This is a genomic window from Micromonospora wenchangensis (genome assembly GCF_002210435.1).
GTDB classification, from domain to species: domain Bacteria; phylum Actinomycetota; class Actinomycetes; order Mycobacteriales; family Micromonosporaceae; genus Micromonospora; species Micromonospora wenchangensis.
Genome location: NZ_MZMV01000007.1, coordinates 15,165 through 35,602 on the forward strand (window position 1 = coordinate 15,165; position 20,438 = coordinate 35,602).

Annotated in this window: 26 protein-coding genes; 15 read left to right on the forward strand and 11 right to left on the reverse strand. The window is 72.1% G+C overall.

Annotated features, from left to right (window positions below; genetic code table 11):
- Positions 1–188: 188 nt before the first annotated feature.
- Complete coding sequence (locus tag B5D80_RS05670) at positions 189–404, reverse strand: hypothetical protein (RefSeq protein ID WP_088642714.1); 216 nt, start codon at positions 402–404, stop codon at positions 189–191.
- 92 nt (positions 405–496) lie between these two features.
- Complete coding sequence (locus B5D80_RS05675) at positions 497–1,651, reverse strand: alkaline phosphatase PhoX (RefSeq protein WP_088642715.1); 1,155 nt, start codon at positions 1,649–1,651, stop codon at positions 497–499.
- A gap of 315 nt (positions 1,652–1,966) precedes the next feature.
- Between B5D80_RS05675 and B5D80_RS05680 the strand changes: the two genes are divergently transcribed.
- From B5D80_RS05680 to B5D80_RS05690, 3 genes are read left to right on the forward strand one after another with little or no spacing between them, the layout of a single operon-like run.
- Positions 1,967–3,070: a 3-deoxy-7-phosphoheptulonate synthase gene (locus B5D80_RS05680; RefSeq protein ID WP_088642716.1), complete on the forward strand. Its 1,104-nt coding sequence runs from the start codon at positions 1,967–1,969 to the stop codon at positions 3,068–3,070.
- A gap of 37 nt (positions 3,071–3,107) precedes the next feature.
- Positions 3,108–3,350, forward strand: a complete 243-nt coding sequence (locus tag B5D80_RS05685) for a hypothetical protein (protein WP_088642717.1) — start codon at positions 3,108–3,110, stop codon at positions 3,348–3,350.
- 28 nt (positions 3,351–3,378) lie between these two features.
- Positions 3,379–3,588 (forward strand): hypothetical protein, encoded by a 210-nt coding sequence (locus B5D80_RS05690; RefSeq protein WP_088642718.1) that lies wholly within the window; start codon positions 3,379–3,381, stop codon positions 3,586–3,588.
- A gap of 63 nt (positions 3,589–3,651) precedes the next feature.
- Here the strand turns inward: B5D80_RS05690 and B5D80_RS05695 are convergent, their stop codons facing one another.
- The 3 genes from B5D80_RS05695 to B5D80_RS05705 form a co-directional block, all read right to left on the reverse strand.
- Positions 3,652–4,194: a DUF1360 domain-containing protein gene (locus B5D80_RS05695; RefSeq protein ID WP_088642719.1), complete on the reverse strand. Its 543-nt coding sequence runs from the start codon at positions 4,192–4,194 to the stop codon at positions 3,652–3,654.
- A gap of 70 nt (positions 4,195–4,264) precedes the next feature.
- Positions 4,265–4,582 carry an SRPBCC family protein gene (locus B5D80_RS05700; protein ID WP_088642720.1) on the reverse strand — a complete coding sequence of 106 codons (318 nt, stop codon included), beginning with the start codon at positions 4,580–4,582 and terminating at the stop codon, positions 4,265–4,267.
- Complete coding sequence (locus tag B5D80_RS05705) at positions 4,582–4,902, reverse strand: DUF6158 family protein (RefSeq protein WP_088642721.1); 321 nt, start codon at positions 4,900–4,902, stop codon at positions 4,582–4,584. Before B5D80_RS05705 ends, B5D80_RS05700 begins: the two co-directional genes overlap by 1 nt.
- A gap of 153 nt (positions 4,903–5,055) precedes the next feature.
- On the opposite strand from B5D80_RS05705, the gene B5D80_RS05710 reads away from it, so the two are divergent.
- A complete protein-coding gene (locus B5D80_RS05710; protein ID WP_088642722.1) occupies positions 5,056–5,475 on the forward strand; it encodes a hypothetical protein in 420 nt (139 codons plus the stop codon).
- A gap of 24 nt (positions 5,476–5,499) precedes the next feature.
- Complete coding sequence (locus B5D80_RS05715; protein WP_088642723.1) at positions 5,500–5,829, forward strand: DUF3817 domain-containing protein; 330 nt, start codon at positions 5,500–5,502, stop codon at positions 5,827–5,829.
- Positions 5,830–5,850: 21 nt separating this feature from the next.
- On the opposite strand, the gene B5D80_RS05720 is transcribed toward B5D80_RS05715, so the two are convergent.
- Positions 5,851–6,366, reverse strand: coding sequence for a DUF6232 family protein (locus B5D80_RS05720; protein WP_088642839.1), 516 nt, complete (start codon positions 6,364–6,366; stop codon positions 5,851–5,853).
- Positions 6,367–6,848: 482 nt separating this feature from the next.
- On the opposite strand from B5D80_RS05720, the gene B5D80_RS05725 reads away from it, so the two are divergent.
- The gene (locus B5D80_RS05725) at positions 6,849–7,832 is read left to right on the forward strand and encodes a C40 family peptidase (protein ID WP_088642724.1); all 984 of its coding nucleotides are present in this window, start codon (positions 6,849–6,851) and stop codon (positions 7,830–7,832) included.
- 96 nt (positions 7,833–7,928) lie between these two features.
- On the opposite strand, the gene B5D80_RS05730 is transcribed toward B5D80_RS05725, so the two are convergent.
- From B5D80_RS05730 to B5D80_RS05745, 4 genes are all read right to left on the reverse strand, one after another.
- Positions 7,929–8,918 carry a sigma-70 family RNA polymerase sigma factor gene (locus B5D80_RS05730; RefSeq protein WP_211291410.1) on the reverse strand — a complete coding sequence of 330 codons (990 nt, stop codon included), beginning with the start codon at positions 8,916–8,918 and terminating at the stop codon, positions 7,929–7,931.
- A 476-nt stretch (positions 8,919–9,394) separates the two neighbouring features.
- Positions 9,395–10,369: an N-acetylmuramic acid 6-phosphate etherase gene (gene murQ, locus B5D80_RS05735; protein WP_425437165.1), complete on the reverse strand. Its 975-nt coding sequence runs from the start codon at positions 10,367–10,369 to the stop codon at positions 9,395–9,397.
- Positions 10,366–11,280: a MurR/RpiR family transcriptional regulator gene (locus tag B5D80_RS05740; RefSeq protein ID WP_088642726.1), complete on the reverse strand. Its 915-nt coding sequence runs from the start codon at positions 11,278–11,280 to the stop codon at positions 10,366–10,368. Before B5D80_RS05740 ends, murQ begins: the two co-directional genes overlap by 4 nt.
- 148 nt (positions 11,281–11,428) lie before the next feature.
- Positions 11,429–12,169, reverse strand: a complete 741-nt coding sequence (locus tag B5D80_RS05745) for a dTMP kinase (protein ID WP_088642841.1) — start codon at positions 12,167–12,169, stop codon at positions 11,429–11,431.
- Between the two features lie 156 nt (positions 12,170–12,325).
- Here B5D80_RS05745 and B5D80_RS05750 point away from each other — a divergent pair, with 156 nt between their 5' ends.
- The 5 genes from B5D80_RS05750 (at position 12,326) to B5D80_RS05765 (ending at position 14,762) form a co-directional block, all read left to right on the forward strand.
- Positions 12,326–12,931, forward strand: coding sequence for a nucleotidyltransferase (locus tag B5D80_RS05750; RefSeq protein ID WP_088642727.1), 606 nt, complete (start codon positions 12,326–12,328; stop codon positions 12,929–12,931).
- Positions 12,928–13,194, forward strand: a complete 267-nt coding sequence (locus B5D80_RS05755) for a hypothetical protein (RefSeq protein WP_088642728.1) — start codon at positions 12,928–12,930, stop codon at positions 13,192–13,194. The genes B5D80_RS05750 and B5D80_RS05755 overlap by 4 nt, the downstream gene beginning before the upstream one ends.
- Before the next feature lie 10 nt (positions 13,195–13,204).
- Positions 13,205–13,930: a metallophosphoesterase family protein gene (locus tag B5D80_RS05760; protein WP_088642729.1), complete on the forward strand. Its 726-nt coding sequence runs from the start codon at positions 13,205–13,207 to the stop codon at positions 13,928–13,930.
- Between the two features lie 42 nt (positions 13,931–13,972).
- Complete coding sequence (locus B5D80_RS33630) at positions 13,973–14,116, forward strand: GPGG-motif small membrane protein (protein ID WP_007464364.1); 144 nt, start codon at positions 13,973–13,975, stop codon at positions 14,114–14,116.
- Positions 14,117–14,267: 151 nt separating this feature from the next.
- The gene (locus B5D80_RS05765; RefSeq protein WP_088642730.1) at positions 14,268–14,762 is read left to right on the forward strand and encodes a TspO/MBR family protein; all 495 of its coding nucleotides are present in this window, start codon (positions 14,268–14,270) and stop codon (positions 14,760–14,762) included.
- Between the two features lie 36 nt (positions 14,763–14,798).
- On the opposite strand, the gene B5D80_RS05770 is transcribed toward B5D80_RS05765, so the two are convergent.
- Positions 14,799–15,569, reverse strand: coding sequence for a M23 family metallopeptidase (locus B5D80_RS05770; protein ID WP_088642731.1), 771 nt, complete (start codon positions 15,567–15,569; stop codon positions 14,799–14,801).
- A 277-nt stretch (positions 15,570–15,846) separates the two neighbouring features.
- Here B5D80_RS05770 and B5D80_RS05775 point away from each other — a divergent pair, with 277 nt between their 5' ends.
- The 4 genes from B5D80_RS05775 to B5D80_RS05790 all read left to right on the forward strand — a co-directional run bounded on the left by B5D80_RS05775 (position 15,847) and on the right by B5D80_RS05790 (position 20,423).
- Positions 15,847–17,187, forward strand: a complete 1,341-nt coding sequence (locus tag B5D80_RS05775; protein WP_088642732.1) for an ABC transporter substrate-binding protein — start codon at positions 15,847–15,849, stop codon at positions 17,185–17,187.
- A 76-nt stretch (positions 17,188–17,263) separates the two neighbouring features.
- The gene (locus tag B5D80_RS05780) at positions 17,264–18,313 is read left to right on the forward strand and encodes a carbohydrate ABC transporter permease (protein ID WP_088642733.1); all 1,050 of its coding nucleotides are present in this window, start codon (positions 17,264–17,266) and stop codon (positions 18,311–18,313) included.
- A 1-nt stretch (position 18,314) separates the two neighbouring features.
- Entirely contained in the window at positions 18,315–19,280 is a 966-nt protein-coding gene (locus tag B5D80_RS05785) for a carbohydrate ABC transporter permease (protein ID WP_088642734.1), read from the forward strand.
- A gap of 69 nt (positions 19,281–19,349) precedes the next feature.
- Positions 19,350–20,423 (forward strand): LacI family DNA-binding transcriptional regulator, encoded by a 1,074-nt coding sequence (locus B5D80_RS05790; protein WP_088642735.1) that lies wholly within the window; start codon positions 19,350–19,352, stop codon positions 20,421–20,423.
- The last annotated feature ends 15 nt before the right edge of the window (positions 20,424–20,438 follow it).

A 20,438-nucleotide genomic window follows, 5' to 3' on the forward strand; every position in this document is an offset into this window, starting at 1 on the left:
ATCCGATCTCCACGCCCCGGTGGCGACGTGTCAGCACCCGGCCACGCCGGGGGGTCGACCGCCCGGACGGGGAGGCCCGCCCCCCTGACCGGCCCGACGGTGCCGACGGTGCGGTGTCCGCCGGCGTCGACACCGCCGGGATGGGCGACATCGGGTCGGTCAGGGGGGCGGGCCAGCCGCCGGACGGGTCAGTCGGGGGGTTCGATCGGGGGGACGGTCTCTTCGGAGGTGCGGTGCTCCAGCACCGTGTCGGGGGCGGCCCCCTGGTCGGCCTCGCGGAGGTCCGACTCGGCGAGGATCGCCTCGGCCTGGGCCTGCGGGTCGTCGCTGCCGACCGCTGCCTCCTCGGGCAGCAGGTGGGCCCGCGACTCCACCCGGTCCTGATCGCTCTGCAACTGGGTCATGCGCACCCTGTTACCCAGTCGCCACGCCCGCCACGCCGGTGCACCCGCCACCCAGGTGCACGGCCCCCGCCCGCGCGCCGGCCCCGCCGGGGTCAGCGGAACGGTCCGCGCACCTCGTAGGTGATGCCACCTGCGGAGATCCCGGCCGTGCCGCGCTGGGAGGAGAAGTAGAGCCGGCTGCCGTCCGGGGAGAACGCCGGACCGGTGATCTCCGACGAGGACTGCCCGGTGATCCGCAGGAACGGCGTCACCACCCCGCTCGGGGTGATCATGTTGATCTCCATGTTGCCGCCGTCCTCGGCGACGTAGAGGTCACCGGAGCGGGTGCCGGTGATGTTGTCCACCCCGGTCAGCGGGGCGGTGCCGCCGGTCACCAGCGAGTCGTCGTACGCCAGGTCGATGCGCTGGCCGACCGCGTCGTACGCCCAGACCCGGTTGTCGCCCTTGGTGGTGAACCAGCAGGTGCCGTCGGCGTACCAGCAGCCCTCGCCGCCGGTGAACCGCTTCGCCCCGGCGACCTGGTCGCGGGTCGCCGTCGGCGAGCCGTCCGGGTCGGGCACCCGGGCCCAGCTCACCGCGCCGCTGGTGGCGGTGCCGGCGACCAGCACCTCCAGGGTGCCGGCGGAGAGGTCGCCCCAGACGGTGGGGCGGAACCGGTAGAAGCAGCCGTCGGTCTCGTCCTCGGTCAGGTAGACCACCTGGCGGACCGGGTCGGCGGCCGCCGCCTCGTGCTTGAACCGGCCCAGCGCCGGGCGCTGCACCGCGGCGGTGCCGCCCTGCGGGTAGGTCTCGTAGACGAAGCCCCGGCTGATCTCCTCGCAGGACAGCCAGGTGCCCCACGGCGTCGCGCCACCGGCGCAGTTCTGGTTGGTCCCGGACAGGATGCGGTACGCCGAGGTGACCGTGCCGTCGGCGGCGAACCGTACCGCCGACGCGCCGCCGCTCGGGGTGACCTCCGAGTTCGAGACGTAGATCCACCCGGTGCCGGCGGCGAAGCAGGCCCCGCCGTCGGGCGCGGGGTGCCAGGTGTACGAGGTGCCCGGCACCGTCTGCCGGGAGCGGGCGATCACCCGGCTGGTGAAGCCGGCGGGGAGTTGGATGCCGTTGCCGTCGGCGCCGCCGGGCGGCCCGTAGGGACCGGTGCCCGGTTGGGCCGGTGCGGCCGACGCGACGCCGGACCAGAGGCTGCCGGCGAAGGCGGCGGCCCCACCGGTGACGGCGGCGCGCAGGACGGTACGACGGTCCATCGGATACCTCCGGGGGATGCGAGCGGTGCCGCCGAAGTTACCGACGGTGGCAGTGACGGAGGTGAACGTCAGGCGAGGGTTGGCCGACGGGCGGATGAGTCCTTGCCTCCGCCTCGGGTACGCTTGTCGGCGTGACGCGTACGTATCCATGGTTTAGGCAGCCGGCTGCGGAGCCGGTGACCTCACCATGAGCTGACGTCACCGCGTTTCGAGCCGGCCGGGCAGGAGCCTTCGAGCTTCCTGCCCTTCTGTTTACGAGCAGCCGGCTCGACCCGGGCACCGGCCCCGGGCACGGTCGGCGGAAGGACTCCCACCGTGACGACCCCGGACAACGGGCCCACCCCGGACAACGGCGCGGTCATCGACCAACGGATCGACCGTGTCGTGCCGCTGACCACCCCCGCCCTGCTCCTGCACGAGCTGCCCCTGGACCCGCCGCTGGCCTCGGCCGTGCTGGCCGGCCGGCGCGACGTCGGCCGGGTGCTCGACCGCGCCGACGACCGCCTGCTGGTCGTGGTCGGCCCGTGCTCGGTGCACGACCCGGCGGCGGCGCTGGAGTACGCCCACCTGCTGCGTGAGGCCGCCGACCGGCACGCCGAGGACCTGCTGGTGGTGATGCGGGTCTACTTCGAGAAGCCGCGTTCCACGGTCGGCTGGAAGGGCCTGATCAACGACCCGGCGCTCGACGGTTCCGGCGACGTGAACACCGGCCTGCGCACCGCGCGGGCGCTGCTGCGCGACGTGGTCCGGTTGGGGCTCCCGGTGGGCTGCGAGTTCCTCGACCCGATCACCCCGCAGTACATCGCCGACACGGTGGCCTGGGGCGCGATCGGCGCCCGGACGGTGGAGAGCCAGGTGCACCGGCAGCTCGCCTCCGGCCTGTCCATGCCGATCGGCATGAAGAACCGCCCCGACGGCAGCATCGGCACCGCGGTGGACGCGATCCGGGCCGCCGAGGTGCCGCACGTCTTCCCCGGCATCGACGTCTCGGGCACCCCGGCGATCATGCACACCCGGGGCAACGCCGACGGGCACCTGGTGCTGCGCGGCGGCGGGGGCCGACCCAACTACGACGCGGCCTCGGTGGCCGGGGCGTTGGACCTGCTGCGGGCGGCCGGGCTGCCGGAGCGGCTGGTGGTCGACGCCAGCCACGCCAACAGCGGCAAGGACCACCGCAACCAGCCGAAGGTGGCCGCCGACGTGGCCGCCCAGCTCGCCGCCGGGCAGCGCGGCATCGTCGGCATCATGCTGGAGAGTTTCCTCCTGGAGGGCCGCCAGGACCTGGACCCGACCCGGGAGCTGACCTACGGCCGGTCGGTCACCGACGCCTGCATCGGCTGGGACACCACGGCCGAGGTGCTGGAGCAGCTCGCCGTCGCGGTGCGGGCCCGCCGGGCCGCCCTGCCCACCCCGGCCTGACGGGTTTGACCGTTTCGGCCCCGGGTAGCAGGGCGGGGTGACCGACGACGCCGCCACGCCCGACGACCTGCCCGGGACCGCCCAGCCGGACATCCGGCAGCTCGACGAGCTGCTGGACGAGATCTACCACGGCCAGGAACGGCTCAGCCAGGCCGACATCTACCGCTCGGCGGTCAGCGCGGACCTGCCGGCGGAGCTGCTCACCCGGGTCGCCGCCCTCCCCGAGGGGGAGTACGCGGTGGACGAGGTGGCCGACCTGCTGGGCGGGTCGGCGGGCTGACCGGCGACGCCGGCGAGAGGAGATCGAGATGTCCGACCAGACCGAGCACCACGAGCGGATGCCCGCCCTCGGCCAACCCCCCGAGGGGCGGGACACCCTGCCCGAACCGGACTTCGCCAACGAGCACGACCGGACCGCGGTCGACCGCGACGTGATCACCGGCGCGGACGCCGACGAGCGGGAGCCGGAGGCGTCGCGCGGCTGGGCGGGCGAGGACCACGGCACCACCCCCACCTGAGTGGGCGGCGACTGGTGACGGAAAGGGGCCGGCGGACACGATCCGCCGGCCCCTTCCGCGCGGTCACCGCTCGTCGTGCCGCCCACCCTCGGCGGCCTGCTGCGCCACCGCGTACCCCATCTGGAGGAAGTCGGACGCGGCGACGGCGGTCAGCGCGGTCGCCACCAGCCGGGTCAGCCGGGGGGCCAGCACCAGGCCGCCGGTGAGCCCGGTGGCCACCCAGACGGCCAGGCAGAACGGGCAGCTCAGCAGCTCACCGATCGCGTGCCGGGTGGAGCTGCCCTGGTCCCGGACCTGTTCCATCACCTCACCGCTGCCGATCGGGCGGTCGTAGCGGGTGAACGGGGCCCGCAGCGGGCTGGTCACCGCGTCCTTGGACAGCAGCCGGCTCAGCTTGTGGGTGGCGACGGCGAGCAGCACCACGTCACCCGGGGAGGGCCGTTCGGGCACCGGCCGGCCGGTGGCCTTCACCAGCGCCGCGATGGAGGCGGTCACCCCGGCGTACGTGCCCATCGCCGCCAGGTAGCCGCCCAGCGGTCGGTGCTCGTGCGGCGCGTACGCCTGGCGCAGCCGCGCCACCTTCTGCTTCAGACCACCGTCGGTCACCGGGTCTCCTCGTTCGTCGTCCGCACCGTCGCGTGCGGCGCGACGGTGTCGTCGGGATGGGCGGGTGGGGTCACCCCGCGGTCAGGTTCTCGGCGACCTCACGTTCGAGGTTGACAAGCGATTCGTCGGCCAGTCCGGCGTCCGCGCCGGCGGGCAGGTCCAGCCGGACCCGGGCCCCACCGGCGTCGGCCGGGGCGACCCGCAGCTCGGCCGTCCCGTCCGGGCCGTCCCAGCGGGCGTGCAGTTCGTCGTCGGAGCGGCTGCTCGGGGTCGGGCCGTCGGTCCGCAGCGCCCCGGGCAGCCAGGCGTCGATCCGTTCGGGGTCGGTGGCGGTGCTGAACACCACCTCCGGGGGCGCGGACATGCCGCGCTCGGCGCGGGTGCCCATCAGGCGTCCCGGAGCCGGTGCGGGTCCACCTCGCGGCCGGGGTGCCGGGCCAGGTACTCGGTCTCCAGCTCGGCGGTGCGGCGCAGGTGGTTGGCGAGCGCCGAGTCGGCGGCGTGCCGCAGCGTGTCGAGCCGGGTGCGGTGCAGGCTCTGCAACTCGCGGATCAGGTCGTCGTCGGCGAGGTCTGCCGGGTCCACCCCGAGCAGCTCGCCGTCGGTCTCGCTGACCACGGTGGCGGCCCGGTGGACGTGGTCACCGTCCCACTCCGGCATCCGCTGTTCGGTGCTGGAGTCGCCGGAGCGGTGTACTGATTCGGTCATGTCGCCCCCTCGGGTTCGACTGGGCTGGCTGACTAGACGGTTGCCCAGCCGGGCTGGCACCAAACCAGCGGCGCGGCGTCCGCGACCGCCCGGCGGCGCGGCGACTACGACGTCGCGTCGGAGACCGCCGGTCCTCCCGGTACCCTCGACGGCATGAAGCGGCTCTGGACACCGGCGTGGATCGCCCGCCACGTGGCCCTGGTCGTCCTGGTCACGGGATTCCTGGCGCTGGGTTGGTGGCAGATCAGCCGGGCCGCTTCCGGCAACACCCTGAGCTGGGCGTACGCGGTGGAGTGGCCGATCTTCGCCGGTTTCGTGGTCTTCGTCTGGTGGCGGGAGGTCCGGCACGCGCTGCGCTCCCCCGGCCCGCCGTCCCCGCCGGCCGGGGCGGCACCGGCCGAGCCGGCCGCACCCGCGCCGGGCACCCCGGCGGTACGGCGTCCGGTGCGGGTCGCCCGGGTGCCGGCGACACCTGTCGACGGCGCGGACGACGCCGACCTGGCCGCGTACAACCGCTACCTGACCTGGTTGAACGCCAATCCGGGCGCGAGGCCCGGCGACTATCCCGGCTGAGGCCGGTCGGAAGGACGGACGACGGTGGGCGGAGCCCTTACCCGGTACCGCGTGATCGCCTGGATCGTGGGCGTGGCGCTGGCCGTGCTGGTGCTGATCGGCATGCCACTGAAGTACGTGTTCGACGAGCCGATCGTGGTGGCCGTCGTCGGCACCGCGCACGGCTGGCTCTACCTGCTCTATCTGGCGGCCACCTTCGACCTGGGCCGGCGGGTGGACTGGCCGCTCAAGCGGATGCTGCTGGTGATGCTCGCCGGCACGGTGCCGTTCGTGTCGTTCGTCGCGGAGCGGAAGGTGACCCGCGAACTGGGGGCGACCGCGCCGACCCGGACGCCGGATCCGGTCGGCCGCTGACGGTCGGCGCGCGGACGGGCCTCAGCGCACCGGTCGGAAGTAACCGGCGGAGGTCGACGGGTCGTCGGCGTCGGGATAGCGGTGCTGCTCCCGGGCCTGGTGCAGGGCGTCGACCACCTGCTCGAACTGCTCCCGGTCGTCGCTGCTGAACAGCAGCAGCTCGGTGCCGTGGCAGTGGCCGTACAGCTCGTGGGGCGGTGGCCGCCAGCGGTCGCCGAGCAGCACCAGCAGCACGGGCAGCAGGCACACCACGCCCAGCGCCAGGTACGCCCCGGCGGTGAGCCGTTCCAACCCTCCGGTGAAGCCGAGCAGGACGCCGACGGTGCCCGCCCCGACGGCGGCGCAGGTGACCACCCGGGCGGCGAGCCGGTCGTGCGGCCCGCGGCCGGTACGCAGGTGGGTGAGGTCGGCGACGGCGTAGCTGCTGCGGCCGGCGGTGAACCGTTCGGTGGTCACCACGATGCCGGGCCGGGCGTAGAGCAGGGTGGTCGGTCGGGACCAGTGTGGCGGTCGGGTGCTGGCGCGGTCTGCCTGCACGGCGTCCTCCCGGGGCCGACGGGAGCCGGTCGCCCACCACCACGCCACCTGCGTACGGCGGGATTCCCGGCCGGGGCTCCATTCTGGTGCCGACCCGCCCGGGCCGCTCTCCGATTTCCGACACATCCGGCGAGCGCGACGTCACCGCGTCGTCGGCATCTGACCACCATTCCGGTTTTATCCGACTATTACTGCGCGATCCCCACCGGTATCCGCCTGGAACGACGAATCAGACCTTCCTCGCCTACCGCGCAGAACCCGGCCGTCGGCCGTCCGCCCCGCATCACCGGCTCCACCTGCCACAACGACCCGCCGGAGCGCTCGGCCAACATTCGCCGCTACTTTGTCTGCGCGTCACTCCCGCCACAGGTTAGGTTGATCGGGCCGGCTCGGTACACGGCCGTCCATCCGGACGGGCCCGGGCCGGTGTCGCCGGGGGCTCAGCATCCTCCGGTGACCGGTGGGAGAGGAGTCTTCCGCTCTTGTCGTCCTTACGGATGCTGCTGCGCACCCTGGCGGTCGCCGGCCTGTCGGCCGCGTTGATCGCCCCGTCGGCACCGGTCCGGGCCGAGCCCTCGGTCGCCGACCTCACCGCCCGGATCGAGCGGTCCTCGGCCGAGCTGGAACGGATCGTCGAGTCGTACAACAAGCTCAACGAGGAGATCAAGACGAACCAGGCCACCGCGGCCGGCCTGCACGCCAGGATCGGCCCGCTGGAGGCCCAGGCCGCCCAGAGCCGGGCGGCGGTGGGCGAGATCGCGGCCACCGCGTACAAGACCGGCGGGCTGCGGACGGCCGAGGCGATCCTCGACCCGGCCGGTGGCTCGCTGGTCGACCGGCTGGGCACCCTCGACCAGCTCACCCGGCAGCGGCAACAGCAGATCGACGGGTACACCGCCGACCAGCGGGCGCTGCTCGACCAGAAGACCAAGCTCGACGCCACCCTCGCCAGGCAGGCCGCCCAGTCGAAGGCGCTCACCAAGACCAAGAAGCGGATCGAGCAGGACCTGGCGGAGCTCTACGAGATGCGGCGGGCGGCGTACGGTCGGGCGACCGAGGCACCGGTGAAGAAGCCGAAGAGCGCCGCACCACCCGACACCCCCGACACGCCGGCCGTCCCCGGCGGTGCCGGGGCGGCCGTCCGGTACGCCTACGGGGCGATCGGCAAGCCGTACGTCTGGGGGGCCGAGGGCCCCGGCGGGTACGACTGCTCCGGCCTGACGCTCGCCGCCTGGCGGTCCGCCGGCAAGCGGCTGCCGCACAACGCGGCGATGCAGTGGAACGCCACCTCCCGGGTCAGCCGTAGCGAGCTGCGCCCCGGTGACCTGGTCTTCTATTCGGGGCTGGGGCACGTCGCGCTCTACGTCGGCAGCGGTCAGGTGATCGACGCGCCGAGTGCCGGGCGCAACGTGCTCAAGCGGAAGATGAACATGATGAGCATCGCCGGCTACGGCCGGGTCCGCTGACCGGCACGACAACGGCGAACGGCCGGCGTCCCCCTATCGGACGCCGGCCGTTCGCCGTCATTACTACCAGCTCAGACTGCTTGCAGGACCACCAGCTCAGGCCGCCTGGAGGCCCTCCGCGCGGGCCAGCTCACGCAGCCGGCCGAGCGCCTGGATCTCCAGCTGGCGGATCCGCTCCCGGGACAGCGAGAACCGGGACGCGACCTCGGTCAGCGAGTGCTCCCGCCCGTCCTCCAGGCCGTACCGGGCCCGCATGATGCCGGCGGACCGGTCGTCGAGGTGGTTGAGCAGGCCCTCGATGCGCTGCCGCTCCAACCCGGTGAGGACGATGTCCTCCGGGGACGGGGCGTCGCTGTCGGCCACCAGGTCACCGAGGTTGGTGTCGCCGTCGTCGCCGACCGGGGTGTCCAGCGACACCGTGTCCTGCGACCAGCGGACCAGCTCGTTGACCCGCTCGACGGTGACGCCGAGGGCCGCCGCGATCTGCTCCGGCTCCGGGTCGCCACCCAGCTCACGGGTGAGCTGCCGGGCCACGTTGCGCATCCGGTTGACGTCCTCGACCAGGTGCACGGGCAGCCGGACGGTGCGTTCCTGCTGCGCGATGGCCCGGCTGATCGCCTGCCGGATCCACCAGGTGGCGTAGGTGGAGAACTTGTAGCCCCGCTCGTAGTCGAACTTCTCGACCGCGCGCACCAGACCGGTGTTGCCCTCCTGGATCAGGTCCAGCATGGGCATCCCGGAGCGCACGTACCGGCGGGCGATCGACACGACCAGCCGCAGGTTGGCCCGGATGAAGAGATCCTTCGCCCGTTCCCCCTCGACGACCAGCCGCTCCAGGTCGTCCCGGTCGACACCGGCGGGGACGCGGTCCTCGCCGAGCAGGTGCTCGGCGTAGAGGCCGGCCTCGATCGCCTTGGAGAGATCGACCTCCTTGGCGGCGTCCAGCAGTGGCGTCCGGGAGATCTCGTGAAGGTAGACGCCGACCAGGTCACGCTCCTCGGCGACCTCGTCGGTTCGCATGCCGATGTTCTTGTCCACGGTGTCCACGGTCCCCTCGCTCGCGCCGGTTGCCCGGTTCCTTGCCATCCCCACGTCCATCAGCCCTCCCCCGTGCAACGCCCCTGCTGCCCGCCGGTGCTGACACCTGCACAACAGTCGAGACGGGTCGGGGATTCCATGTCGTGAGTCGAAAGTGTCACGAATGCCTGAGTACCAGCTGAAAGCCCGGTCCACGTTTGCTGTCAGCGGCCCCGTGGGGCCATCTGCCGGCTGCCCGATCGCCGCTGGTCGGCACGGGTGTCGACGGCTGCCCGTCGGGCCCCCGCCTCATTGCGGTGCCCCGGTAAACCGCGACCCTCGTCACCGTCCGGCTGCGATCGGAGTCACTGCCAGATACGGGCCGGTGGACCGGTCGGTTCACCAGGCGGTCCTGGATTACCCCACGCCCGGAACAACAATCCGTGGCGTGGCCGACGTCCCCCCAGCACGGTGTTCTGTGTCACCCCCGCAGGGTGACACCCCGGCGCACCCTCCCGCGGGTCGCCCCGGCGGGAGGGGACGGCTCAGGAGGCGAGCAGGGCGATGGCGCCCCGGACGTGGTGCGCGGTCCGGGCCAGCGCGGCGCGGGCCGCGTCGACCTCGACCCCGGACAGCAGCGAGACGAGGGCCGTCTTCAGGTCGCCGTCGGCCTCGTGCAGGGCCCGCCGGGAGACCTCCTCGGAGCAGCCGGTCGCCTCGATCAGGATGGAGATCATACGGCCGCGCAGCTTGGCGTTGGTGGCCACCATGTCGATCATGAGGTTGGAGTAGACCCGGCCCAGTCGCACCATCACCGCCGTGGAGAAGGTGTTCAACACCAGCTTCTGCGCGGTGCCCGCCTTCATCCGGGTCGAGCCGGTCACCACCTCGGGGCCGGTGTCGACCCCGATGACCACGTCGACCTCGGCCGCCGCCCGGACCTCCGGATTGGCGCAGAGCAGCACGGTCGAGGCCCCCCGCTGCCGGGCCGCGGCGAGTGCGCCCAGGACGTACGGGGTGCGTCCGCTGGCCGCCAGCCCGACCACCAGGTCCCCGGCGGTGACGCAGCCGGCGGCCTCGCCGGCCCCGCCGGCCAGGTCGTCCTCGGCGTCCTCCACGGCCTGCCACATCGCGTCCGGCCCGCCGGCCAGGTGGGCGCAGAACCAGCCGCGCGGGGAGTTGAAGGTGGGGGCCAGCTCGGCGGCGTCGATCACCCCGAGCCGGCCGGAGGTGCCGGCCCCGAAGTAGTGCACCCGGTGCCCACCGCGCAGCGCGGTCACCGCGAGGTCGACGGTCACCGCGATCTCGTCCAGGACGGCGGCCACCGCCGCCGGCACCCGGCGGTCCGCGTCGTTGATCACGGTGAGCACGTCCCGGGTCGACATCAGGTCGAGGTCGGTGCTGTGCGGGTTGCGCCGTTCGGTCGGAGCGCCGACCCGGACCATCGGCCGCAGGTCGACCATGCCCTCGCCGCCCCGCTGCCCCACCACGTCGTCCGGCCCGACCCGGCCGGTGGTCACGAGCGCCTCCGACTGCCGCCGACCCGGTGTGTTCGCACCGCCTCGGCGGTGACCTCCAGCGCCCGCCGGGCCCGGGCCCGGTTGCGGGCGGCCACCCCGACGAAGAGGCAGTCCACCACGGTGAGCTGGGCGAGCCGGCTGGCCATCGCCCCGGACCGGTACGTCGTCTCGCGGGCGGCGGTGGTGAGGACGAAGTCGGCCCGTTCGGTGATCGGCGAGCGGGGGAAGTTGGTCAGCGCGACGGTGACCGCCCCCCGGGAGCGGGCCTGTTCGAGCACCTCGATCACGTCGGAGGTGGTGCCGCTGTGCGAGATGCCGATCGCCACGTCGCCCTTGCCGAGCAGGGCGGCGGAGGTCAGCGCGGTGTGCACGTCGGGGAAGGAGAACGCGATCCGCCCGATGCGGTGCAGCTTCTGCTGGAAGTCCGAGGCGACGAACCCGCTCGCGCCGGCACCGTAGACCTCGATCCGGCCGGCGCTGACGATCGCCTCGACGACCTGCTCGCAGACGGCCGGGTCGAGCTGCTCGGCGGTCTCCTCGACGGCCCGCGCGTCGTTGAAGGAGATGGTGGCGATGATCTGGGCCAGGTCGGCGCCGGGCGGGATGTCCCCGCCGACCACCCGGGCGTCCGGCGGCTCGATCCGGCGGGCGGCCTCGGCGGCGAGCCGGATCCGCAACTGCGGGTAGCCGTCCATGCCGACGGACCGGCAGAACCGGATGACGGTGGCCTCGGAGGTCTCGGCGGCGGTGGCGAGGTCGGTGATGGTCCGTCGGGCGGCATCGGCCGGGTCGGCGACGACCAGTCGGGCGACCCGCTGCTCGGCGGGGGACAGCGACGGGAGCAGGCCACTGATGTGGACGATCAGTCCACCCGGCTCGTGACTCGCGGAAATCTTCGGACTTTTCGCCACGGATGAAACTTACTTTCATGAGCCGCGAGCGTCAACCACGACCGCGCGTATCCGACAGGAAGTATCCCCCGGTCCGGGGGCGTGCCGGCACAGACTCCCATTTGCGCAGCCTGACGCGCCTCGGCCGGTCCGGTGGAATCGGCTCGGTCTACGGGCGGGTCTGTGCGGCGACCGGCTCCCGGGGCCCGCCTTCGGCCTGCGGGGCGGACGGGCCGGTGTCGTCCGGCGGATCGTCGACGACCGGCCCGGCCTCCTCCGGCGGCAACCAGCGCGCCAGGTGCGCCCGGATCCGCCGGGACACCTCGTCGGGCCCGCCGCCGGCATCGACCACCACGAAGCCCGGGTACTCGGGCAACGACCGGTACGCCGCGTCGGCGGCGGTCAGCCACCCCATCGTCTCGTGGTCCTCCCCGCGCCGCTCGATCCGCCGGTACGCCTCGACCGGGTCGACGGCGAGCAGGAAGGTGACCTGCGGTGCGGGGAAGACCCGGTAGCCGGCCCGGGCCAGCCGCTCCCACCGCTGCCCACCGTGCGCCCGGATGCTGGCGTACTGGCAGGCGGAGTAGCGGTCCATCACGGCGGTACGGCCGGTCACCAGGCAACTGAGCAGCGCGGCGGCGATCGCCAGCCAGCGCAGGACGGACTCCACCGCGAGCATCCCGCCCCGGCCCACCAGCAGCTGGGCGTCGGCCCGGCCGAACCGGGCGGCGAGCCGGCCCAGCCAGCGCCGGCCGCCCGCGTTGCGGTGGTAGGTGGCGGGTCGGCCGGCCGCGGTGAGCGCGGCGGCGAGCCGGTACGCCTGGGTGGTCTTGCCCGAGCCGTCGATGCCGATCAGCGCGACGCGCCGCAGTCGGGTCCCACCGTCGGTCGTGCGCCGTGATCTGGCCACCCTGCACAGGATATCCGACCGGCGCATCTCCCCCGTCCGGTTGATGCCCGTCCGGGGCGCGATGACCGGGACCGGCACGCCGGGCAGGTGTGGGCCGGCGGACAGCCGGGTACGCAACGTCATTTCCCACCGACCATCCACGACGGGAGAGACCAGATGGCCGAGCGCGGGGACGTCAGCCTCCTGCACACCCTCAAGCGGGTCGCCGCCGTGCTCAAGCAGAACGAGATCCCCTTCGCCCTCGGCGGCAGCTTCGCCGTCTACGCCCACGGCGGCCACTCCAGCGAGCACGACGTGGACTTCCTGCTCCCCGAGGAGCATGTCGAGCGGGCGTTGGAGGCGCTGACCGACGAGGGCTTCACCGCCGAGCGCCCACCGGAGGACTGGCTGGTCAAGGTCTACGACGACGGTCGGATGGTGGACCTGATCCACCGGCCGGTGGAGACCCCGGTGACCCACGAGACCCTCGCCGACACCGTGGTCCGCCCGGTGGACGCCATCCACATGCCGGTGCTGTCGGCGACCCGGCTGATGGTGCACAAGCTGCTCAGCTTCTCCCAGCACTACTGCGACTTCGCCCGGGGCCTGCCGCTGGCCCGGTCGCTGCGCGAACAGATCGACTGGGAGCGGGTACGCAAGGAGACCCAGCACTCGCCGTACGCCGAAGCGTTCCTGATGCTGCTGGACCGGCTCGACGTCGTCCCGTACGGGGGCACGCCGGTGCCGTACGCCCGCATCCCCGAGGGAAGGGAGACCCCGTGACCGAGCACAGCGCCGGCCCGCCGGACGCCTACGTCGAGGCGGAGATCCAACGGCTGCTGACCGAGGACCCGGACGTCGCCGAGCAGGGCATCACCGTGGTCCACCGGGAAACCGGGCTGGTCCTCACCGGCGAGGTGGAGAGCCCGCAGCGGCGGGCGGAGATCCTGCGCCGGGTGGCCGAACGGTTCCCCGACGAGGCGATCACCAGCGACATCGGGGTGATCCGCACCCAGGCCCCGGTGCAGGTCGAGGAGCTGCCGTGAGGAGGACCCGATGATCCGGATCGCCGCGGTCGGCGACGTGCACCTCGACGCCGACGTGCTGGGCCGGTTCCGCCCGGCCCTGGAGGAGCTGCCCGACTGCGCCGACGTGCTGCTGCTCGCCGGCGACCTGACCCGGCACGGCACGGAGTCCGAGGCCCGCTGCGTCGCCGAGGAGTTCGGCGGCCTCGGGGTACCGGTGGTCACCGTGCTCGGCAACCACGACCACCAGTGCGACCAGGTGCCGCAGGTGGTCAAGGTGCTGGAGGATGCCGGGATCACCGTGCTGGAGGGGACCGGCACGGTGCTGGACTGCCCCGGCGGCCGGCTCGGGGTGGCCGGCGTCAAGGGCTTCGGCGGCGGGTTCGCCGGCCGGTGCGCCAGCGACTTCGGCGAGCCGGAGATGAAGTCCTTCGTGCGCACCAGCAACGAGAGCGCGGCGGCGTTGGGCGAGGCGCTGCGCGGGCTGGACTGCGACCTGCTCGTCGCGCTGACCCACTACGCCCCGGTACCGGACACGCTGGCCGGGGAGCCGCTGGAGATCTACCCGTTCCTCGGGTCGTACCAGCTCGGTCAGGCGATCGACTCGGCGCCGACGGCGCTCGCCCTGCACGGGCACGCGCACGCCGGCAGCGAACGCGGCGTCACCCCGGGCGGGGTACGCGTACGCAACGTCGCCCATCCAGTGATCAAACAGGCGTACAGCGTCTTCCACCTGGGCGGCGATCAGATCGACTGAGAACCAGGTTTTCGGAATCCGGACGCCGGGTATTCAGCAACCATGGAGCTGATTCTCTGGATTCTCGCAGTCGTACTCGTGGTCGCCGGCATCCTCGCGCTGTTCCGCCGGCAGATCCTGTGGGGCATCGTCCTCATCGTGGTCGGCCTTCTGGTCGGCCCGGGTGGTGTCAGCATCTTCAATTGACGCCGGTACCCGCACCTGACCCGCCGGGGTCGTCGCCCCCGGAAGCTCCGTCCTCCCAGACAGGAGCGTCCGGCACCGACGACCCCGGCGTCGTGCTGTCCGGTGGGCCGCAACCGGGTTTGGGCGGGCGTACCGGGGAAATATCTCGACCATGGAGATAATCCGGAGCGACCGGCGGACCGGCACGGCGCGGACCTGGTGGGTGCTGCTCGGCTTCGGCGCGGCCGTCGCGGTCGCCGCCGCGATCGGCGGGTTGGGGGTGTCCGGCACCCGCGACGAGTACGCCTCGCTCCAGCAGCCGGCCTGGGCCCCGCCGGGTTGGCTGTTCGGCCCGGTCTGGACCGTGCTGTACGCGCTGATCGCGGTCGCCGGCTGGCTGGCGTGGCGGCGGGTCGGCTTCGGCCCGGCGCTGTGGGCGTGGACGGTCCAGCTGGCGCTCAACGCGGTCTGGACCCCGCTGTTCTTCGGCGCGGGACGCTACGGCCTGGCCTTCGCCGAGATCGTGCTGATGTGGCTGGCGATCGCGGTGACGGTGGTCGCCTTCCGGCGGATCTCCCGGCCGGCGGCGGCCCTGCTGCTGCCCTACTGGGCCTGGGTCACCTTCGCCGCCGCGCTGAACCTCTCGATCTGGCGGCTCAACGGCTGACCGGGCACCGGGCCCGGCGGCCCGGTGCCCGCGGGCTCAGCAGCGGGGCACGTTGGGGATGTAGCCGTCGTGGCCGGTGTAGACGTAGGCGTCGGCGACGAACCGGTCGGAGCCGATCCGGTCCCAGATCGCGCTGGTGCCGAAGGTGCCGGTGACCGTGGTGCCGCTGGTCTGGCAGCCGATGGTGACCTTGGCGCCGTCGGCGACCGTGCCGACCGACGCGTAGCCGGTGCCCGGCCCGGAGCGCACGGTCAGCGGGGAGCCGGCGGTGTCGACCGTGCCCGACCCGGTGCCGCTGGAGCAGCCGTTTCCGCTGGTGTACGTCTTGGTGCCCCAGTACAGCGCGAGCGTGCCGTTGAACTTGACCTTGATGTCGTCGCCGTTGAGGCGCTGCTCGTAGTGCAGGTGCGGGCCGGTGGAGCCGCCGGTGCTGCCGACCCAGCCGATCACCTTGCCGTAGCCGACCTGCTGGCCGACCGAGACGTTGAAGCCGTTGAGGTGGGCGTAGTAGGTCGTGTAGCCGCCGCCGTGGTCGATCCGGACGTACTTGCCGTAGCTCGTGCCGCCGAGGTCGGTGACCCGGTCGACGGTGCCCGGGGCGCTGGCGACCACCGGGTCGCCGAGGTCGTCGGTGCGGTTGAAGTCGATCGCGTTCGCCGGGCTGTGGTCCGACCGGGTCTGGCCGGACCAGGACTGGTTGCAGGGGAAGGGCACCTTGAACGTGGGCGCGGCCCAGGCCGGACCGGCCGGGACCAGGGCCCCGGTGACCAGCAGGGCTGCCGCCAGCAGGCTCCACCGTCTGCGCACCGCACACCTCCGATGTCGAGATCCTTCAATACCTTGCCCCGAGGGTGGCAGATATCGCCATCGATGCCAACCCGCGCCGACCCCTGCCTACCCCTAGTCGGTGACCACGGGTGGGAGCGCATCCACCTGCGGTGAGGGGGTTTCGGGATTGTTACCGGGCCGTGTCCGGCAGGGGGTGGACCGATCGGGATGCAAGCGCTTACATGTGGGGACGACTCATCGGACCGGCGTCGGGTTTCCCCCACCTGTGGGCGCGCCGGCAAGGAAGGAGAACGGCATGGCGTTTGCCAGATCACGCCAGGCTCTCGCGATCGCCGGCGTGCTGGGGCTGGCGCTCGGCGCCGCCGCCTGTGGCACCGGCAACGACAAGAAGAGCAGCAACGCGGGTTCGGCCGAATGCGCCGCATACGAGAAGTACGGTGACAACGACGGCAAGAAGGTCACGATCTACTCGTCGATCCGGGACATCGAGGCCGACCGGCTGGCCCAGTCCTGGAAGCAGTTCGAGGACTGCACCGGCATCGAGATCGACCACGAGGGCTCCGGCGAGTTCGAGGCCCAGCTCCCCGTCCGGGTGCAGGGCGGCAACGCGCCCGACCTGGCCTTCATCCCGCAGCCGGGCCTGGTCAAGCGGTTCGTCGACGGCGGCAACCTCAAGCCCGTCTCCGCCGCCACCAAGACCGAGGCCGAGGCGAACTTCTCCCCCGACTGGCTGAAGTACACCACCATCAACGGCCAGTTCTACGGCGCCCCGCTGGGCTCGAACGTCAAGTCGTTCGTCTGGTACTCGCCGAAGACCTTCAAGGAGAAGGGCTGGACGGTCCCCACCACCTGGGACGAGCTGATCAAGCTCTCCGACACGATCGCGGCCAGCGGCACCAAGCCGTGGTGCGCGGGCATCGAGTCCGGTGACGCCACCGGCTGGCCGGCCACCGACTGGATCGAGGACGTGCTGCTGCGTACGGCCGGGCCCGAGGTCTACGACCAGTGGACCACCCACGGCATCCCGTTCAACAGCCCGCAGGTCGCCGACGCCCTCAACCGGGCCGGCACCATCCTCAAGAACGACAAGTACGTCAACGGCGGCTTCGGCGGCGTGAAGAGCATCGCCACCACCTCCTTCCAGGAGGCCGGCGTGCCGATCACCACCGGCAAGTGCGCCCTGCACCGGCAGGCGTCCTTCTACGCCAACCAGTGGCCCGAGGGCACCAAGGTGGCCGAGGACGGCGACGTCTTCGCGTTCTACTTCCCGTCGATCGACCCGGCCAAGGGCAAGCCGGTGCTGGGTGGCGGCGAGTTCGTCGCGGCCTTCACCGACCGTCCCGAGGTCCAGGCGGTGCAGACCTACCTCGCCTCCGGCGAGTACGCCAACAGCCGCGCCAAGATCGGTGACTGGGTGTCGGCGAACAAGAAGCTCGACCTGGCCAACGTCCCGAACCCGGTGGACAAGCTCTCCGTGGGCATCCTCCAGGACCCGAAGACCGTCTTCCGCTTCGACGGCTCCGACCTGATGCCGGCCGCGGTCGGCAACGGCACCTTCTGGAAGGGCATGGTCGAGTGGATCAACGGCAAGGACACCACCACGGTGCTGAACGGCATCGAGAACAGCTGGAAGTGATCTGAGACGGGTGGCCCGGTCCGCACGGTGCGGACCGGGCCACCCGTCGGATACGAACCCTTGAGAGGGAGGGTCGATGGAGTTCGACTTCGCTGAGGAACAGCCGAAGTTCCTCATGCTGATGTACGGGCTGATCGCTTTCGTCGCGGTGGTGGGCGGTCTGCTCCTGCTCCTCGACGTGGTGCCGGCCTGGTTCGCCCGCCGTCGGGAGGCGCAGCTCATCGCCGCCTCGACCGGTGGCGGCCCCCTGCCCCGCCGACGCAAGCCGAGGGAGGGTCTGTTCGCGCTCTTCTTCCTGCTGCCGACGCTGTTGCTGCTCTCCGTCGGGCTGGTGGTGCCGGCGCTGCGGACCGTGCTGCTCTCCTTCATGGACGCCGGCAGCGACAACTGGGTGGGACTGCGCAACTACGGCTGGATGTTCTCCGAGGACTCGATCGTCCGGGTGCTGCTCAACACCCTGATCTGGGTGCTGCTGGTGCCGCTGGTGGCCACCACGTTCGGCCTGCTCTACGCCGTGATGGTGGACAAGGCCCGGTTCGAGTCCGTCGCCAAGTCACTGATCTTCCTGCCGATGGCGATCTCGTTCGTCGGGGCCAGCATCATCTGGAAGTTCGTCTACGCCTACCGCAGCGAGGAGCAGGACCAGATCGGCCTGCTCAACCAGATCGTGGTCAGCCTCGGTGGCGAACCCCGGCAGTGGCTGCTCGACTCGCCGCTGAACACCTTCCTGCTCATCGTGATCATGGTGTGGATCCAGGCCGGTTTCGCCATGGTCGTGCTCTCCGCCGCGATCAAGGCGATCCCGGCGGACATCGTGGAGGCGGCCCGCCTCGACGGGGTCAGCCCGTGGCAGATGTTCTGGCAGATCACCATGCCGAGCATCCGGCCCGCGCTGATCGTGGTCGTGGTGACCCTGTCGATCGCCACGCTGAAGGTCTTCGACATCGTCCGGACCGCCACCAACGGCAACTACGACACCAGCGTGATCGCCAACGAGATGTACAACCAGGCGTTCCGGTACGGCGAGAACGGGCAGGGCTCCGCCCTGGCGGTCTTCCTCTTCATCCTGGTGATCCCGATCGTGATCTACCAGATCCGCAACCTGCGTCAACAGCGGGAGGGCTGAGATGACCACCGCCACGCCCACCGTCGGAGCCGGGGCCCAGGCCACCGGGAAGCCGACAAGCGCCGCCGGCCGGGTCCGTAGCCGGCTCAACAGCCGTACGGCCACCCTGGTCTCGATCGTCATCGCGCTGCTCTGGACGATCCCGACGTTCGGCCTGTTCGTCTCCTCGTTCCGGCCCGAGGCCGAGATCAAGTCCACCGGCTGGTGGACCGTCTTCACCGACCCGCAGTTCACCCTGGAGAACTACCAGGACGTGCTGTTCGGTGCCTCCTCGTCGTCGGGGCAGCTCGCCAGCTACTTCATCAACTCGCTGGCCATCACCATCCCGTCGGTGCTCTTCCCGCTGGCGTTCGCCTCGCTCGCCGCGTACGCGCTGGCCTGGATCAACTTCCGGGGACGGGACTGGCTCTACATCGCGATCTTCGCGATGCAGATCGTGCCGTTGCAGATGGCCCTGGTGCCGCTGCTGAAGTTCTTCTCCACCGGGGTCACCGTGGCCGGCATCCAGCTGCTGCCGGCCTGGAACCTGGTGGACGAGCAGAAGTTCGCCCAGGTGTGGTTCGCGCACACCTGCTTCGCCCTGCCCTTCGCGGTGTTCCTGCTGCACAACTTCATCTCGCAGCTCCCCCGGGACCTGATGGAGGCGGCCCGGGTCGACGGGGCCACCCACCCCAAGATCTTCCGCACCATCGTGCTGCCGCTGATCACCCCGGCGCTGGCGGCGTTCGGCATCTTCCAGTTCCTCTGGGTCTGGAACGACCTGCTGGTCGCGCTGATCTTCGCCGGTGGCGGCAACGAGACCGCCCCGCTCACCGTGCGCCTGGCCGAGATGGCCGGCACCCGGGGCAACGAGTGGCAGCGGCTCACCGCCGGCGCGTTCGTCTCGATCGTCGTACCGCTTGTCGTGTTCCTGTCCCTGCAGCGCTTCTTCGTGCGCGGCCTGCTCGCCGGGAGCGTCAAGGGTTGACGGCCGTCCGTCGCCGCCCGGTGCTGCCGGGCGGCGACGGGGGCCGGCGCGGAGCGGGGGAACGACAGCGTGACGAGGATCGACGACGTGGCCCGGCTGGCCGGGGTCTCCACGGCCACGGTCTCCCGGGCGTTGCGCGGCCTGCCGACGGTGTCGGCCGCGACCCGCCGCCGGGTGCTCGCCGCCGCCGAACAGCTCCAGTACGCGGTCTCGCCGAGCGCCTCCCGGCTGGCCGGCGGCCGGACCGGCACGGTCGCCGTGGTGGTGCCCCGGATCACCAGGTGGTTCTTCGGCACCGTCGTCGAGGCGGTCGAGGAGTTCCTCCACCACGCCGGCTACGACCTGCTGCTCTACAACCTCGGCGGACGCGAGCAGGTGCGGCAACGGGTGCTGCGCACCGCCAACCTGCACAAGCGGGTGGACGCGATCATGCTGGTCGCCACCCCGCTGCGCCCGGCCGACCTGACCGCCCTGGCCGAGCTGGACCTGCCCGGCATCACGATCAGCTCGGGCAGCACCGTCCCCGGCTGGCCCTGCGTGCGGATCGACGACGTGGCCGCGGCCCGGACGGCCACCCGGCACCTGCTCGACCTGGGCCACCGGCGGATCGCCCATATCTCCGGCGACCCCGACGACGAGTTGGCCTTCACCACCCACACCGACCGTCGCCGGGGCTACCAGGAGGCGCTGCGCCGCGCCGGGCTGCACCCCGACCCCCGCCTGGACATGGAGGCGCAGTTCACCATCCACGGCGGCAACCAGGCCACCGTCGAGCTGCTGGCCCGGGGCGAACCACCGACGGCGATCTTCGCCGCCTGCGACGAGATCGCGATGGGCGCGATGACCGCGCTGCGCGACGCGGGGCTGCGCGTCCCGCAGGACGTCAGCGTGATCGGCGTGGACGACCACGACCTGTCCGCCGTGCTCGGGTTGACCACCATCGCCCAACCCGCCGCCGAGCAGGGCCGGCTCGCCGCCCGGATGCTGCTCGACCCGCTGGGCGCCGCTGCCGCCGAGCCGGACGCCGGCCGGGTGCCGGCCCCGCGCGGAACCGGCGTGGACGCCCCCGCGCCGCACCCGCCGGTGATCCTGCCCACTCGCCTGGTGGTACGGGAATCGACCGGCCCGCCCCGGGCAAACTGAACGGATTCGACCGCA

What these genes read in the sequence shown, in the direction of transcription:
- B5D80_RS05670 (WP_088642714.1), bottom strand. Translation starts at nt 404, where the DNA reads ATGACCCAGTTGCAGAGCGATCAGGACCGGGTGGAGTCGCGGGCCCAC.
- B5D80_RS05675 (WP_088642715.1), bottom strand. Translation starts at nt 1,651, where the DNA reads ATGGACCGTCGTACCGTCCTGCGCGCCGCCGTCACCGGTGGGGCCGCC.
- B5D80_RS05690 (WP_088642718.1), top strand. Translation starts at nt 3,379, where the DNA reads ATGTCCGACCAGACCGAGCACCACGAGCGGATGCCCGCCCTCGGCCAA.
- B5D80_RS05700 (WP_088642720.1), bottom strand. Translation starts at nt 4,582, where the DNA reads ATGGGCACCCGCGCCGAGCGCGGCATGTCCGCGCCCCCGGAGGTGGTG.
- B5D80_RS05705 (WP_088642721.1), bottom strand. Translation starts at nt 4,902, where the DNA reads ATGACCGAATCAGTACACCGCTCCGGCGACTCCAGCACCGAACAGCGG.
- B5D80_RS05710 (WP_088642722.1), top strand. Translation starts at nt 5,056, where the DNA reads ATGAAGCGGCTCTGGACACCGGCGTGGATCGCCCGCCACGTGGCCCTG.
- B5D80_RS05730 (WP_211291410.1), bottom strand. Translation starts at nt 8,918, where the DNA reads ATGGCAAGGAACCGGGCAACCGGCGCGAGCGAGGGGACCGTGGACACC.
- B5D80_RS05750 (WP_088642727.1), top strand. Translation starts at nt 12,326, where the DNA reads ATGGCCGAGCGCGGGGACGTCAGCCTCCTGCACACCCTCAAGCGGGTC.
- B5D80_RS05760 (WP_088642729.1), top strand. Translation starts at nt 13,205, where the DNA reads ATGATCCGGATCGCCGCGGTCGGCGACGTGCACCTCGACGCCGACGTG.
- B5D80_RS33630 (WP_007464364.1), top strand. Translation starts at nt 13,973, where the DNA reads ATGGAGCTGATTCTCTGGATTCTCGCAGTCGTACTCGTGGTCGCCGGC.
- B5D80_RS05765 (WP_088642730.1), top strand. Translation starts at nt 14,268, where the DNA reads ATGGAGATAATCCGGAGCGACCGGCGGACCGGCACGGCGCGGACCTGG.
- B5D80_RS05775 (WP_088642732.1), top strand. Translation starts at nt 15,847, where the DNA reads ATGGCGTTTGCCAGATCACGCCAGGCTCTCGCGATCGCCGGCGTGCTG.
- B5D80_RS05780 (WP_088642733.1), top strand. Translation starts at nt 17,264, where the DNA reads ATGGAGTTCGACTTCGCTGAGGAACAGCCGAAGTTCCTCATGCTGATG.
- B5D80_RS05785 (WP_088642734.1), top strand. Translation starts at nt 18,315, where the DNA reads ATGACCACCGCCACGCCCACCGTCGGAGCCGGGGCCCAGGCCACCGGG.